At 64.2% G+C, this 14925-nt stretch carries 15 protein-coding genes; 7 read left to right on the top strand and 8 right to left on the bottom strand.

Going from position 1 to position 14925, the window contains the following annotated elements:
• Nucleotides 1-79: 79 nt before the first annotated feature.
• On the bottom strand, nucleotides 80-226 hold the full coding sequence (locus N4264_RS11570) for a hypothetical protein (RefSeq protein ID WP_261697192.1): 147 nt from the start codon (nucleotides 224-226) through the stop codon (nucleotides 80-82).
• A gap of 173 nt (nucleotides 227-399) precedes the next feature.
• Nucleotides 400-918: a hypothetical protein gene (locus N4264_RS11565; RefSeq protein ID WP_261697191.1), complete on the bottom strand. Its 519-nt coding sequence runs from the start codon at nucleotides 916-918 to the stop codon at nucleotides 400-402.
• Between the two features lie 152 nt (nucleotides 919-1070).
• Here N4264_RS11565 and N4264_RS11560 point away from each other — a divergent pair, with 152 nt between their 5' ends.
• Both N4264_RS11560 and N4264_RS11555 read left to right on the top strand, forming a co-directional pair.
• On the top strand, nucleotides 1071-2624 hold the full coding sequence (locus N4264_RS11560; protein ID WP_261697190.1) for a polyamine aminopropyltransferase: 1554 nt from the start codon (nucleotides 1071-1073) through the stop codon (nucleotides 2622-2624).
• A 63-nt stretch (nucleotides 2625-2687) separates the two neighbouring features.
• Nucleotides 2688-3554, top strand: a complete 867-nt coding sequence (locus tag N4264_RS11555) for an alpha/beta hydrolase (protein ID WP_261697189.1) — start codon at nucleotides 2688-2690, stop codon at nucleotides 3552-3554.
• Nucleotides 3555-3668: 114 nt separating this feature from the next.
• On the opposite strand, the gene N4264_RS11550 is transcribed toward N4264_RS11555, so the two are convergent.
• Both N4264_RS11550 and N4264_RS11545 read right to left on the bottom strand, forming a co-directional pair.
• Nucleotides 3669-4016 carry a hypothetical protein gene (locus tag N4264_RS11550; protein ID WP_261697188.1) on the bottom strand — a complete coding sequence of 116 codons (348 nt, stop codon included), beginning with the start codon at nucleotides 4014-4016 and terminating at the stop codon, nucleotides 3669-3671.
• Between the two features lie 62 nt (nucleotides 4017-4078).
• Nucleotides 4079-5467 carry a CSLREA domain-containing protein gene (locus tag N4264_RS11545; RefSeq protein ID WP_261697187.1) on the bottom strand — a complete coding sequence of 463 codons (1389 nt, stop codon included), beginning with the start codon at nucleotides 5465-5467 and terminating at the stop codon, nucleotides 4079-4081.
• Between the two features lie 500 nt (nucleotides 5468-5967).
• Here N4264_RS11545 and N4264_RS11540 point away from each other — a divergent pair, with 500 nt between their 5' ends.
• Nucleotides 5968-6714 carry a LamG-like jellyroll fold domain-containing protein gene (locus N4264_RS11540; protein WP_261697186.1) on the top strand — a complete coding sequence of 249 codons (747 nt, stop codon included), beginning with the start codon at nucleotides 5968-5970 and terminating at the stop codon, nucleotides 6712-6714.
• 411 nt (nucleotides 6715-7125) lie between these two features.
• Here N4264_RS11540 and N4264_RS11535 read toward each other — a convergent pair whose 3' ends face one another.
• The 3 genes from N4264_RS11535 to N4264_RS11525 all read right to left on the bottom strand — a co-directional run bounded on the left by N4264_RS11535 (nucleotide 7126) and on the right by N4264_RS11525 (nucleotide 8219).
• Nucleotides 7126-7338, bottom strand: coding sequence for a cold-shock protein (locus N4264_RS11535; RefSeq protein WP_261697185.1), 213 nt, complete (start codon nucleotides 7336-7338; stop codon nucleotides 7126-7128).
• Nucleotides 7339-7599: 261 nt separating this feature from the next.
• Nucleotides 7600-8031 (bottom strand): hypothetical protein, encoded by a 432-nt coding sequence (locus N4264_RS11530; protein WP_261697184.1) that lies wholly within the window; start codon nucleotides 8029-8031, stop codon nucleotides 7600-7602.
• Nucleotides 8028-8219: a hypothetical protein gene (locus N4264_RS11525; RefSeq protein ID WP_261697183.1), complete on the bottom strand. Its 192-nt coding sequence runs from the start codon at nucleotides 8217-8219 to the stop codon at nucleotides 8028-8030. Before N4264_RS11525 ends, N4264_RS11530 begins: the two co-directional genes overlap by 4 nt.
• Nucleotides 8220-9089: 870 nt before the next feature.
• On the opposite strand from N4264_RS11525, the gene N4264_RS11520 reads away from it, so the two are divergent.
• Together N4264_RS11520 and N4264_RS11515 are read left to right on the top strand one after the other, a co-directional pair.
• Nucleotides 9090-9245, top strand: a complete 156-nt coding sequence (locus tag N4264_RS11520) for a hypothetical protein (RefSeq protein WP_261697182.1) — start codon at nucleotides 9090-9092, stop codon at nucleotides 9243-9245.
• Between the two features lie 153 nt (nucleotides 9246-9398).
• Nucleotides 9399-9839, top strand: a complete 441-nt coding sequence (locus N4264_RS11515; protein ID WP_261697181.1) for an SRPBCC family protein — start codon at nucleotides 9399-9401, stop codon at nucleotides 9837-9839.
• Between the two features lie 271 nt (nucleotides 9840-10110).
• Here N4264_RS11515 and N4264_RS11510 read toward each other — a convergent pair whose 3' ends face one another.
• Nucleotides 10111-11760: a hypothetical protein gene (locus tag N4264_RS11510; protein ID WP_261697180.1), complete on the bottom strand. Its 1650-nt coding sequence runs from the start codon at nucleotides 11758-11760 to the stop codon at nucleotides 10111-10113.
• Between the two features lie 580 nt (nucleotides 11761-12340).
• Between N4264_RS11510 and N4264_RS11505 the strand changes: the two genes are divergently transcribed.
• Together N4264_RS11505 and N4264_RS11500 are read left to right on the top strand one after the other, a co-directional pair.
• Complete coding sequence (locus N4264_RS11505; RefSeq protein WP_261697179.1) at nucleotides 12341-13087, top strand: gamma-glutamylcyclotransferase family protein; 747 nt, start codon at nucleotides 12341-12343, stop codon at nucleotides 13085-13087.
• 274 nt (nucleotides 13088-13361) lie between these two features.
• Nucleotides 13362-14921 (top strand): serine hydrolase domain-containing protein, encoded by a 1560-nt coding sequence (locus N4264_RS11500; protein ID WP_261697178.1) that lies wholly within the window; start codon nucleotides 13362-13364, stop codon nucleotides 14919-14921.
• Nucleotides 14922-14925 lie beyond the last annotated feature (4 nt).

The following is a 14925-nucleotide window of genomic DNA, read 5'->3' as shown; positions in this document are numbered from 1 at the left end:
CACCGCAGTTCGGCGTACGGCGAGGAAACGGGCGCCCATCAGCAGGACCGATGGGCGCCCACGCAGCGGAGCACTGTGATCAGCGCGGCGGCGGTACGACGCTGGGCGGCGGCACGAGGCCGAGTGGGCCCCACACGCGCGGCGGCGGGCAGATGATCACGCCGTCGAATCCACCGGCGACCATTTCGATCTCTTCCAGGTTCAATTCACGCAAGGCTTCATTCACGGGAAAACTCCTCTATGCCGAGTCGGTTGCGGCTTCTGTGTCCTGTTCCAGGCGCAGATGCCGGGCGCCAGTAGTAGCCCAGATTGCCCCTGCGAAGCAGTGCCATTTTCGCGGGACTGGCGAGCCACTTTCGGCGCTTGTATACCGTGGAAGACGTTCCTGCCGACGCGGTGTCACTCGGGCACGAACTGCCCGCTCGCTTCGTCGAATGCGCGATGAAGCCATGGTGCGACGACGCGCCCGATATACGAATCGACGGCCAGCGCATCCAGCAGTTGAGGACGCGCGCGCAGCGCCGCAGCGGCCAGGCGGGCTTCCTGCTGGCGATCATCTTCTTCGCTCGTGAGGCCGTCGTGGATACGCACGCAGATCGCACGGGCCAGGGTGAGGCGCTTCTCCGGCAGTGTTTGCGGATGATCGGCGCAGGCGAGCAGCAGCTCGCCGTCGGCCTCGGACAGCACGATATCTTCGTCCTGCGACAGGAAACTCAACGACGCCTCACGACTCCACCGTGTCAGTGTCGCCTCGGAGATCCGCGGCATGGCCCAGCTCGACCGGACACGCTGTGAACCACATTGCCGACAGCGATCGCAATGGTCTTCCATCGCGAAGGCAGCGGTCATTTCGTCCACCTGGCCCTCGTCAACGGCACCGCACTCGGTACAGGTAACGGAATAGCTGTATTGGCTCATCGGGATGACGGCGCCTGGCGCAGGGATACCCTGTCGGTGGAAGTCGGATACTGCTACGGGTGCACGGTGCGGTCCAGGCCCGCCGGCGACGATCGCCCCGCTTCCTGGTCATTCCCGCTAGACTTCCGGCGCCTTCCCGATCGGGTTCGTCCATGGCCCCACACCGGCGTCCGCTGTCCACGCCTGCTATCGTACTGGTCTTCTCGGTGTTCATCGCCGCCTCGTGCGGCCTGGCCTACGAGCTGGTGATCGCCGCGCTGGCGAGCTACCTGCTCGGCGATTCGCTGCTGCAATTCTCCACCGTGATCGGGTGCTACCTGTTTGCAATGGGGATTGGCTCACACCTCTCGCGCTACATCCGCGACGATCGACTGCTACGCTCCTTTGTCGAAGTGGAACTCCTGGTGGGGCTCATCGGCGGATGCTCCGCGGCCCTGCTGTTTGCGCTGTTTGCGGCACAGTCGTGGGCGTTTCGCAGCCTGCTGTATGGACTCGTCTTCATCGTCGGCCTGCTGGTGGGGATGGAGATTCCACTGGTGACGCGGCTGTTGAACCAGCAATCCGACGGCGAGCGGCCGGCACTCGGCGACCTCGTCAGCCGCGTGCTGACCTTCGACTACCTGGGCGCGCTGGCGGTATCGCTGCTCTTTCCGCTGATCCTGGCTCCCTGGCTGGGCCTGGTGCGAACCGCCTTCCTGTTCGGTCTGCTCAACGCCGTTGTCGCCGCCTACACCCTGTTTGTGCTTCGGCGCCAGCTCGCGCAGGCCGGCGGCCTATGGTTGCGGATTGCGGGCGTGCTCGCCGTCCTCGGCGTCGGCATGGCCATGGCGCCCCGGCTCACCGAGTGGGCCGAGAACCGTGCCTACGGCGGGACTGTCGTGCATGGCGCGCAATCCCCTTATCAACGCGTCGTTCTCACGCGCTGGCAGGACGACCTTCGCCTGTATCTCAACGGCGACTTGCAGTTCTCCTCGCGGGATGAGTATCGCTACCACGAGGCACTGGTTCATCCGGCCATGTCACTACGACCCGGCACCCGCTCGGTGCTCATCCTCGGTGGCGGCGACGGGCTTGCGGCGCGGGAAGTGCTGAAATATCCCGAAGTGCAATCGGTCACGCTGGTCGACCTGGATGCCGAAGTCACCGACCTGTTCGCGACCCTTCCGGAACTCGTCAGTCTCAACCAGGGCGCGCTGGCTGACCGCCGTCTGCGGGTCATCAACGACGACGCGATCCATTGGCTGGAGCAATCGTCGAACACCTTTGACGTGGCGATCGTCGACTTCCCCGACCCGACCACGTTTGCCACGGGAAAACTGTACTCCGTGCCGTTTTATCGCCTGCTGTCGCGACACCTGGCTGCCGATGGCGTCGTGGCGGTGCAGGCTTCGTCGCCGTTCTACGTGCCCCACGCCTTCTGGTGCATCGACACCACATTGCGCGAAGCGGGCTGGCACACGCTTCCTTATCACGCCTATGTGCCCTCCTTCGGCGAGTGGGGCTATGTGCTTGCCAGCCACGATGCGGCCATGCGGCCGCCAACACAGTTCGCGGTCCGTACGCGGTTCCTGGACACCGCCACCGCCGCGGCCATGTTCGTCTTCCCGCCGGACATGGCGCCGCGCCCGGTACAACCCAATCGCCTCGACGACCTGGCACTGGTGCGCTACTTCGAGAAGGACTGGCTGCGAGTGGCGCCAGACTGATCAGGCACGAACATCGGCACCCGCCACTGTATTGGATCACGCGCGACGCACTACACTCGACCGATGAACAATCCCCTCGCCGCATCCGACGGCATCCCCCTGCATGTTCACCGCTGGACGACACCCGGCACGCCGCGCGGTACCGTGCTGATCGTTCACGGACTGGGCGAACACGGCGCACGCTATGCCCATGTGGCTGCGGCGCTTACACACCGGGGCTGGCATGTCGTGGCGTTCGACCATCGCGGCCACGGCCGGAGCGGCGGAGCCAAAGGACGCATTCCCCAGGGCGATGCGCTGCTGCGCGACGTGGCCACGGCCCTGGATACCCTTGACGCGCCGCAGGGCACACATCGCGTCCTGCTTGGTCACAGCATGGGCGGCAGCATCGCCGGCCGTTTCGTTGCGGAGGGACTGGCCGACAGACCCGCCGACTGGTATCGCCCGGTCGATGCGCTGATCCTGTCTTCGCCAGCGCTGGATCCGGGCATGACCCTGGCACAGCGCCTGCTGCTCGCCGCCCTCGGCCCCATTGCACCCGACCTGCGCGCGCACAACGGCGTGAATGCGGACTTCGTATCGCGCGACCGCACCATCGTCGACACCTATCGCGCCGATCCGCTGGTCCATGACCGCATCACACCGCGTCTGGCGCGATTTATCCTCGACGCCGGTAGCGACGTCATTGGCAGCGCGCCGCGCTGGAAAACGCCTACGCTGCTGCTCTTCGCCGGACAGGATCGCCTGGTCTTACCGGAGGGCAGTCGCCGCTTCGCCGCTGCCGCACCGGCCGATGTCGTCACATCCCGGGAGTTTCCGGCGCTGTATCACGAGATACTCAACGAGCCGGAAAAGGATGAGGTGCTGCAGGTCTTGTGCAACTGGTTGGACGGAAGGTTTCAGGAGTCGACCTGCCCCGTGCGCCGCTAGCGCCTGGCTTTACGCTGCCGTGCCTCACGAAGGGCACGCTGGAAGCGCTGACTGTCGCTGTCACTGCGCGTCGCACAACCCATTCACCCCGCGCGCGGATCTGGTCACAGGAACCTATTGCTCCTGCACATCTGCCTTTCCAGTCGTGTCGTCGACATATACATGGAACCGGCGCGCAACGACCGACGGATCGCTTTCCTCGTAGCGGTAGTGCATCCGCCACTGGCAGCTGGCGGCGTCAAAGAGGATCTTGTCACTGCGAACGAGCTGCTCGACCGGATGACCGGCGCTTCGCAACGCGCTGTCGGCAATGCCTGTCGCCTGCGCCGTTGACATCACCGGATCACCTGTCTGGTTGTTGCACGCAGCGAATGCGGGTTGCAGGCCCGCCAGCGCGGCAGCGATCAGCGTGATTCCGGGAGCAGACCAGACGGAGCGTTTGCGATGGATGGACGTGATCATGGTAAAGGCACCTCATCGACAGGTGAGAACCGCGGACCCGACCGGATCGACCCGCGTCAGCGCTATTCGAATCCATCCCTGTGCAGATGCGTCGGCGGCCATTCCACCGCGCCCGCATCGCACCGCGCCGGCTGCCCTGAACTGCCCGCCACGGGACGCGACGAACCGAATGCGTCGCTGCCGGTGCAATGCGCAGCCAGCCCCGCGTCCACGACCGGGCTGCTCGCGGCCGACGGCGCATACAGACGACGCACATCAATGGCGAGCCCTGGTCCCAGTTCATCGATATCAAACGACGTCAATCCGAAGGCCGATACCAGACGATCCGTTGCCAGCGGCATGATGCCACAAGGCGCGGGCTGCTCGATGACATTTCCGCCCAGGCTCACGATGGCGCCTGCTGGCGCGACGCAGAATTCCGGCCACGACGGTCTTCCGATCACGCTGTTGGCGATCCGCAGCCGGGTCGTTTCGCCCACCAGCGCGAAGTGGCCGGTGGCCGCTTCGCCGTAGGCGGTGACGTGCGTGAAACGCACCTGCGCTCCGTCGGTTGCATACAGCACCTCGCGCGCATCGCCGAGCGTGCTGTCGGACACATCCATCTGCACCGGTCCGAGCAACGCCAGAAGGTCTCCACGCGCCGAGTTGTCGACGCAGCCGAGGTTGCCGCCGCGATTCTGCCGGATCGACGATCGCTCGATCTGGATGGTACTCGGCCCGTGCGCCAGTATCCCGCCGCCGAAGCAATGGTTGTTGCTGTCTACACCCACCTCGAACAGGCGCAACGCACCTCCGATACCCACATAGATGGCGCCGCCGCCTTCTCCCACGATCCAGTTCCAGGAACGGTGATTGTCGAAGACGTGGCTGTGAATCAGTGTCGCGCGGCCATAGACCGCCAGGGCGTTGCCGCGCCGATCGGCACCGTTGGCGTACAGGACGGACCGATCAAATTCCACCACACTGCCCGCCCTCACCACGGCAGCGCCACCGCCCAGTTCATCATGCGACTTGCCAAACTGGATCGTGATGTGCTCGAAGCGCACCGGCATCGATGCGTCGCCCGTGTCGATGTCAAACACCCGTTCTCCCTCGGCCGAGTGGAGGGTGGAGTCGCCAATCTGCACCGGTTTGTCGTCCGGCTCGCCACGGAACAGCAAGGGTTCGCGGATATCCAGGTCACCCGCCTGCGCGGTATCGTCCGGCGGAGCCCCCTGCAGGTCCGGGAAGTAGAAGCCGCCAGGCACGCGCAGCGTGTCATAGCCCGGGGTAGCGTTGGCTTCCTGGATGGCGGCCCGCAAGGTGCAGTGCCCGGCCGCGGTGGCGCATTGGCCATCTCCCGGCTGCGCATCCGGCGCATCCTGCGTTGTATTGACCAGCCAGGTCGCCGCGGTCGCCGGCGTTGTCACAGCAATGGTCAGCAGACATCCCGAGAAAACACGCAATAGCATAGTCCATTCCCTCGATGACGCCGTGTGGGCGCCGTTGCCTGAGTGCGCGAATCGGCGCTTCCGGTTGTCCGACGCACAAGGGAGACGGTCACCCTATTCCGTCATACGACAGAACCTATGCGGCTGTCTTCGTAGCGGCGCCGCTTTTCGTCAACCCCATGCCGCATCGATGCACGTATCTGCTCAAGCCGGGTGAGCGACGGGACGACATGACCATACGCAATCGCACGCCCCGCGGTCAGAATTTGCAACACATCGTGACCAACGCCATTTGTGTACTTTCGTTCATAAGTAGATTCTATACACACGATCGCCGCAGCGACCGGTCAGATGCATCTGAAATCGTCACCGCATTTTCCGGTCATTGCCGCATCGACCATCGACGAACGTGACTGATCAATACGATCGAGGATGGACAGCGGAAAGCGCGTTCCGCGCGACTGATCACCGCGCGTGCGCCAACTCCGCCAACGCATCATTCCACTTTGAAGGAGCAGTGTATGAATGTGGGAAAGAAGGTTTGTTCTTTGATCTGTGGTATCACCCTTGCACTCGGCCTGGCAACGACCGCACCCGCGCAAACACCGGGCGCCGATATGTGGTTGCGCGCCGATGTCGGTGTCACCATCAGCAACGGCAAGGTCACTCATTGGGGTGACCAGAGCGGCCTGGGTCACCACGCTTACATGACCGGCACGAATGTGGCCCGGCAACCCCAATGGGTCAGCGGCGCAATCAATGGCCTTCCCGTCATCCGCTTCGGCGGCACCCAGTCGCTCTATCTGTCAACACCGATAAGCCCCACGCAGTTCACGATGTTCGTGGTGGGAAAGAACAGCAATCCGGGCGAGGGTTTCAGCATGATCCTCGGCCCCGGGGGTAACTCACCGAACAATCAGCTTCGGTGGGAGAACGGCCAGAACGTCCTTGCTGTCGGCACCGGCAATGGCATGCCGGCGATCACGGCCGATGTCGGACTCACCCGCGACTACCACATCCTCGCAGCGCGGTACGATGGTTCGCGCCTGAACATCTACCGGAACGGCGCGCTCAAGCTCTCCACCGGATTGCGCACGCAAGGTCCGTGGACACTGGCGCAGGTCGGCGCCTGGTACTCCACGCACTACCTCAAAGGGGATCTCGCCGAGGTCGTCACGTACGCCTCCGCGCTGCCTGACGGCGACCTGCAGGCGACCACATCGTACCTTCGCAACAAGTATTTCCCGGCGGGCAAGATCGCCGAATGACGGGATGCCCGTCGCGGCATGCCACGTGTATCGTTCCGTAGCCAGCAGCCAGCGCCCCGCGCTGGCTGCCCCGCAGCCGAGGGTGACGTCATGCGGAACGGCGAAGAGAGGTGTGACCGCGCATCAGGCCACTGGCACGCGACAACACGCGGCCACATCCAACGGGTGTTGGAGCCCGGCACCCCGCAACTGCGGGAGCGAAACGCGCGCCAGCGTGTGCAGGCAACGCTGCAATTTTTATCTGAAGCAGGAATTTGTCGTGGTCACCGCCGCGCAGGGGTGATCAGCGGATGAGCGGGTGCCCATGGACTGCCTGTAGCACGACGGCGTCCGCACGCGGAATGCCTGCAACCGGTCCAGTCTCACCACGAAAGAACCCCAGGCATCGCCTGGGGTTGTGCCCGGCCGAACTCAGGCGACCTGGACGTCCGCAGCCTGCATGCCTTTCTGGCCAGGGACCGCGCTGAAACTCACCCGCTGTCCCTCGGCAAGTGTCTTGAAGCCAGCGCCCTGGATGGAGCGGAAATGGACGAAGAGATCGGCCGAGCCGTTCTCCGGCGTAATGAAACCGAAACCCTTGGCGTCGTTAAACCACTTGACGGTACCGACCTGACGATCTGACATGGTGTATTCCTCGCAAATATAGGTGTTATGCCGGCGCACGCGCACCAGCGATACTGGGTCTGCAAGGTGAAAGCGAGGTGAGCGATGGAGCGGATCGTCGGATCGACCGCATCGGGTCACTATTCACGGTGACCCTGGCAAGCACAGTTTCTCGACTGTACTCGCAATTGGCAGCGAATGCGATGACTGTTTTTGCGGCGCCCTGCAGCGTCCGCCTGAAACAGCGCCATACACCGCGGTGACAAGCACCGCGGCACGGCGCTAGCCGCGAGGTCCTCGATACTCCCACACACGCTTTTTTGGTTTATCCACTGTGCAGCGTTGTGGATCGAGATTTTCCAGCAGCGCGCCGAGGTGGACGGCGCACAATACACCATCACCCTCGACGTCGACCGAAGCCGACTGTTGCGCAGCGATCGCCGCGCGATCGACGAACAGTTCCTGGTCCACTACGGGTGGACGCACCCGGCTGCAGGCCGCTGGTGACAGCAGCAGACGGCTTTTTCCGAAGCGTTGCCAGCGCTGTCCCGGCAGAAGCTTCATCAACACCGCACTGTCGATCATGGCGACCACCATATCGCCATCGATCGATACGCATCGGCCCACGCCGATGTCGTAGGTCATGACAGGGTCGCTATTCACGACGACATCGGCCGTTGCCGCGCCCGAAGTCGCCGGATCGGCGGCGTTCACGGAACGCGCACCAGGTGAAAATCATCGCCCAGCACCGACTGGCTCAGCAGGTCGCGCAGACGCCGCTCGATCTGCGCCAGGTCGACCGTGGCGGGTGGACCGCAGAACGAGTAGGTGTGCCGGTTCGTGCCGCGATGCAGATCCCGCGCGACACTGACGTTGTGCGAGCCACAGGCAGACGACCACATTTTTCGCAAGAGAACAGGCCCGATGCTGCGCCCCGTGGCAATTCGGCATTGAAACAACGTGACGTGATGCTGGCGCATGAAACTCCCTGGGTGATGCGTGGCGAAAAGACACGGCGCGGGCGACCTCACGGCGGACTCCCTCTCGACGCCAGCACAGCGCGTGCGGAATGACACAGCTCGGCGCATGCCTCGCGGCCAGCAACCTGGAGCTGTGTCGAGGCCGAACCCAGTCGCGTGCCGGAACGCCACAGGGCCGTCCGCAAGGTCATCATGAAGCGACTGTATAGGACGGGCCCTACGACAGTGACCGTCGCGCAGATCGCCATGTCCTGTGTCCGGCCAGCGCAGGTCACCTGCAGTCCCGGAAACTTGTTCCGCAGTTCATGCACGACATTCTGGCCACGGGCCGATGCGGAGTTGCCAGCTCCCTTAAACACCGATGTGTTGCCTGGGTCATCGACAATGACGAGGACAAAACTGTCCATGGCCTGGTCCGACAGGGCCTGAGAGCCTCATACAGCGAGGGCGGGCGTGCGCTGGAGCATCAGCGGGGAGGCGCGTACGCAGGACATCATTCCCGCCGGAAGGAAAGATCAGCTTCGGCGCCGATGGCACCGAAGGCCAGCCGGGGAGCACCCGGTTCCGGCTACAGTGCGCCCTCGAACGTTAAGGTGACGTTATTTCCCGCGACGCCGACCATCCGGAAACACCGAATGCCGGCGGGCATCACGGCCTTTTCGCCTGACCGTGCCGCGTCCGCTGCTCGGCAATCCGCGATAGCACGGGCGCGTCGCCGTTGCGCGCGCAAGGAACACCCGAGGGCAGGTCAATGGCGAGCCCTACGCGGACGTCGTCCACCGCAGGACAGGCATGCGCACATTTGCGCTGAAACGGCGGATCACAGCACCCGGGCGCCTGCAGGTGGATTTCGCGGTGGCGCAGCCGTATTGCCCAAGGGACCGCGGCACCGGCGCGGACGCCCGCCAACTGGGATTTGCCCTGATCGAGGCCGCCTTCGTGAACTGATCAGGTGCAGCGGCATGACGTGCCACGCCGATCTGTCGGCGGGGCGGACATTCGTCTACTTTCCGACAACAGTCGATCCGATAAAAATGGACAGCGCTGTGCGTGCCCCCGGATTCGCCGGGAGCCGATTCCCTGTCAACGGAAGGAACGAACATGCCCGGTACCGTCCGCCTGCACCGCGTCCTCACTGCACCGCCCGAGCGCGTCTACCGCGCCTTTCTCGATGCCGCGGCCTCTGCCAAGTGGCTGCCTCCGGACGGCTTCACCTGCACGGTTCACGAACTGGATGCGCGCGTCGGCGGCACGTACCGCATGTCGTTCACCCAATTTTCCACCGGCGCCAGCCACAGCTTTGGCGGCACCTACCTGGAACTCATACCGAACCAGCGCATCGTCAATGAAGACCGCTTCGACGATCCCAACCTGCCCGGCACGATGATCACCACTGTCACGCTGCGCGAGGTGTCCTGCGGTACCGACCTTCAGGTGGAACAGAGCGGCGTTCCCGACGCAATCCCCGTCGAGCAGTGTTACCTGGGATGGCAGGAGTCGCTGACGCTGCTGGCCCGGCTGGTCGAGCGCGGGGCGCCGTAGTTTCCCGCGACGGCCCGGCAACCCGCCACCGCTTCATCCGTGCTCTCCCGTGGCACGGAACGCGGATCGAGCGCTCCACCGACGATAGCAGCGGAAGCATCGTGTTTGTCGGCGGCCGGACGTCCATCGCACCTCCGGAACGCGCCTGGAAGACCGTCTTCTGGCGGACGGGTTCGACGTGCCGTAGCGTGGGCGGCCTTCGGCGTTTCCACCGCCCCCGCGGGCGACCGGAACGGCGCGTCGTTGACGCGCCGTCCATGTCGCCTGCCAACTAGGGTTTGTTCGGTTTCGCCAGCTGCGCCTTCTGCGCGAACAGCCAGGAGAAGTCACCGTTGAGCTGGCCGCTGGTCTTCGTCGGGGTCACGTACAACCCGGCCGAAGAATGACAGCCCATGCAGCTTTCGGTGCCGAATACGGACGTCATGTCGACAGGCTGCGAGGCCTGGTTGGCAGTCAGCCAGGATGGTGCGGGGCACGTATTGACCTCCTCCTGCTTGCAGGCAGCCTGTACGCCGGCCTGGAAGTACGTCTCCATGGTGATATTGGTCAGGTACACGGGCGTCGGGTTGCCGCCGGGCTTGTTGTTGATGGCGTTCGGCAGGCCGTCTTTCGGGTTCGCAGGCGGTGCCGACGGATCCGTCGGCCATTGCGTATCGATCAGCTGGTAGTACTGCATCGCGGAATTCGCCTTTGCCAGTGCCAGTGCGGCCTGCTCGTTGAGCGCCACCTTGTCCGGCGGAATCGGAATGGCGCGCCAGGCCTGCGTCGGCGGCGTGGTCGCCCACTGGCCGGTACTCTGGTTGTGCGCCGGCGGCTGGTTGGGCACACAGATTTCGCAGGAAGGGTCGAAGAAGGAGGGCTTGAGGTTCGGATGGGCCACGTTATTGACTGCCAGATTGTCGATCTGCTCAAACGTGGCCCAGATCCACTGGGGCGAACTTTGGGACTTGTGCGCGATGTGCATGCCGACCATGCCGACGTCCACCGGGCATTGGTTGTCCTTTCCAGGAGTCGAACCGCCGGGGCATTTTCCATTCGTCGGCGGAACCAGGGCCGCGGTGGTGAGGAAACGGCTTTTGTCGTCGGATGCGGTCAGAATGCGCCAGGCCAGTTTCAGCTCCCACGCGCCGCTGCCGTCGACCTTGTCGGTACCGCTGGGCAGGTCCGCCTTCTTGGTCGGATCACCTTTGGTGAATTCCACCTGGCCGTTGATGTTGTAGAGCTTGTAGGTGCAGATGTAGCCCACTTCGTTGGGGTCTATCTGGATTTCGTAGAACACATAGTTGCCGTTCTGGTCGATCATCGGGGCCGAGAACGCCTGCACGGTTTCGTCCAGTACATCCGGATGGGTGTCAGTCGACGTCGCGGGCGTCGCCGGGCTGGCATCGCCGATCGCCGAGATATTTCCCAGGAGCCGCGTCTTGCGCTTGTCGAACCCTTTGGGCAACGCAAATGGCTTCAGGTCGCGCGCGATGGGCAGGTTGGCCTCGCGCGTCAGTGATAGCAGAAGCTCCTTCGATGGCTTTGCGCAGGCGGCCGGCACACCGCCGTCGCGACGGAAAATCGAGGGGCTTTCATACCACGTCGTCCACTTCGCCGGCCCGAACGCCGTGTCGCTCACGGACGGTGAGAATTCCCCCTTGTCGTTAACCGGCCAGTTGAGCGTGATGAAGGACTGCCACGACCACAGGTCGAACAGGCGCTGCACCTGGGCAAATTTCTTGTCGTTCTCCAGCTGCTTCTTGAGCGAGACGTCGACGTCGCCGGGAAGGTCGGTCGTCAACTGCGGATTGAATGCGGGAAACGTGTCGAGATAAGTGGGCGTATCGTCCGCCGACGCGGATGAAACGAACACCGTGGCGGCCACGAGAACGGACAGCAGCACACGCGGCATGCCGAAGGACGATGCTTCGTAGTTCATGGACTTTCCCCAATAGTGGAAGACGGACAGCCATCACCAGACCAGCAAAACTGGCCAGGCCCTGCACGCAATGACACGCTGCCGACCCGCCAGGCCGGATCGGATTTCCCCCTGGGGATGGCGCTCTTCCGCGCCACTGGGCGGGCTCGCCGGCGTATCCCCCGATCGCCGGCTGCCTGACGAAAGGTATACTATTGGCGAATCCCTCCCCTGGGAAGATCGGGACATGCGATACCACGGTGCCAGTGCGCCGGGACGCGCCGACCACCACGGTGGGCACACTCTCGCGCCGTTGCAGGCGGCAGACCTTACGGAAACCTTACGGTTTCCAAGCCATTGATCCACAACGATACATTCTGCACGACCCCGTCCCGGCCACATGGCCGACCATGCGCGGGACTGCTTCAATCACTGCCTGGTGAAGCAGGCTCGGAGAGCCGTGTGCCTGTGACCCGCCCTTCGGCAGCACGCCTGGGCCACCCTTAACAGGGGCTCGCGGTGGGGCCCACGATGATCCGGTCCGCGTTGCCCATGCCGGCTGACGGAGTGAGAATCGCCTGCCCACTCCTGGAGGCATTTCGTGTCCCATCGCCTGTTTGTCTACGGCACGCTCGCGCCGGGCCGCTCGAATGCCCATATGCTGGCCGACGTACCCGGCGAGTGGGAGTCCGCAACGGTCACCGGCGTCCTGTACCCCGAAGGCTGGGGTGCTGCGGCAGGCTATCCGGCGCTCGTACCGGACAAATCAGGCGCGCCGGTCGCCGGATTCCTCTTCACGTCTGAGGCACTGCCAGGCCATTGGCAACGACTGGACGAATTTGAAGGCGATGGGTATCAGCGTGTCGCGGTACAGGCAAGGCGCGCGAACGGCGAATACGTGGATGCTTATGTCTACGCGCTCAATCGGACCTCATCCGAAGAACCGGTGCCGCATACCAAAGCCATCGCGCCCCCCGTGCAGGCGAGCTCCCGGGAATTCCGTGCGGAACCGCCACGCCTTGCCACACGACACGCAAAGCCGCCGAGCAAGCCTGTCGATACGTCACGACTGGTTTCGGCGCTCGCCATCGGTGCGCGCCTGGTCGCCGTGCTGATGACCCTCGCCAGTGCCTGGCTGTGGACAGTGGCCGCTTCGGCAATGGCCAGCAACGATCCCTACAGCCGCCTGTTCGGGTTGCTGGTCGGGGTGTTCGCCGCCTGCACGACGTTTTTCGCGCTGGTCGCCGTCGCCTCGTCGGGAATTCCGCTGCTCTCCAGGCTCGCGATGGCCGGCATCGTCGTGTTGATGATCGGCCTTGTCGTGATGAAGTTCGCAGCACTCGTGTAGCCGCAGGAACCGCCGGCGACACGAGCGATAGTACGGAGAACGGGACGAACCCTTTGCAGCGCCACAGGACCCCAGAACCAACACGTCCACCACGATGGCAACGACACTCCATTCGCGGGGCGGCTAACCCCTGCGCGATCACGCGGCGTCGCACACGCTGGCAGGGCGCAGCCACGCGTCGTCCGGCGTCTTCCGCCCATTCCCGGAACCACCAGCAAACTTTTCCGGCACTTCCTCCATCCGAGGCCGTTCCCGTTGCCCAGTGGAGTGATTCATGAAAGGAACCGAACGCGTCGTCCGCCTTGCCATCATTGGCCTGAGCGCCGCTGTGAGCGCCTGCGCTGCCGCGCCGCCAAAGCCTGTGCGCGTCGACGATCGTGCGCGGATAGCCGCCATGGAGAATGGGCTGCGCCCGATGGTCCTGGAACCGGGGCAGGAGCCGCCGCGCTGGACGCTGGCCGAACGCATGGCCCATCACAAGGTGCCCGGGCTGGCCATCGCCATCCTGCGCAACGGCGAGGTCGCACACGTGCGGGGCTATGGCGTTCGTGCAGCCGGCGGTAACGACAAGGTGGACGGCGATACGCTGTTCTCGTGCGGATCCGTGAGCAAGGTCGTGACCGCAGCGACCGTGCTGCGCCTGGTCGACCAGGGAACGCTGGACCTGGACAAGGACGTAAACACGTATCTTCGGCGCTGGCATACGCCCGACGCGCCGGAAATCACGCGCGGCAAGCAGCCGACCCTGCGCATGCTGATGTCACACACGTCAGGACTGGGCCAGCATGGCTTCAAGGACTACCCTCCCGGCGCTCCGCTGCCGACCGCGGTGCAAACCCTTGACGGCCTGCCACCGGCGAAGAATCCACCGGTGCGTTTCGAGTACGAACCCGGCACGCGGGCGCAGTATTCCGGTGGCGGAACAACCGTGACCCAGCTCGTTCTGGAGGATGCCACGCAGAAGACATTCGGTGCTCTCGCCCAGAGTCTGGTTTTCGAACCGCTGGGCATGCGACGTGCGAATTTCGAGAATCCGTTGTCGGCTGAGCGGGGCAATATCGCCGAAGCGCACGACGACAACGGCGCAGCCGCTGCAGCACCCGTGGGCTGGCAGTCGATGCCCGAGCTGGCGGCTTCGGGCCTATGGTCCAGCGCCCGTGACCTGGGTACGTTCACCGCATCGCTGATCAAGAGCTATCGCGGAGAAAGCACCTTCCTTTCCCGCAGCCTCGCCCAGGAGATGATGACCGAGGTGGCCCGCTCCACGCGCGGACTGGGCCCCTTCCTGGAAAGTGCGGGACACACGCGCATCTTCCACCACGGCGGCGCCAACGACAGCTACAAGGCCTGGATCGAGGGCCATCTCGTCACAGGCGATGGGATCGTCATCCTGACCAACGGCGCCAATGGCGGTGCGTTGAATCGCGAAATCCGCAACGCTGCGGCCGATGCCTTCGGCTGGCCGGTGAACGCGCCGGTTCGCACCGTTGCAATCGACCTGTCGCACGCGCGGTACCAGGACTACGCCGGTGCCTACCAGCTCGACAAGCAGTACATGTCTCTGCAAGGGATCGCTCCACCGGACAAGCCCAAGACGCTGACCGTCACCATGGGCCAAGCACCGGCGATGTCACTGGGTGAGGAGGAAACCTCGCCACTGCTGGCGCTGACTCCCAATCGCTTCGTGGCACCGGAGCTGTCCAGCGCTACCGCGGCACGGCAACTGGAGTTCCATCGCGACGCCCACGGTACGGTGACAGGACTGACGGTCGAGGTCGGCAGCATGCGCGCCTATTACGTGAAAGAGCGGACTGCCGCCGCGACAAAGGACTGACCGG

Origin of the sequence: Tahibacter amnicola (assembly GCF_025398735.1) — a bacterium.
GTDB classification, from domain to species: domain Bacteria; phylum Pseudomonadota; class Gammaproteobacteria; order Xanthomonadales; family Rhodanobacteraceae; genus Tahibacter; species Tahibacter amnicola.
The sequence above is the reverse complement of the archived record's forward strand: the minus strand, read 5'-3'. Positions and strand labels throughout refer to the sequence as shown.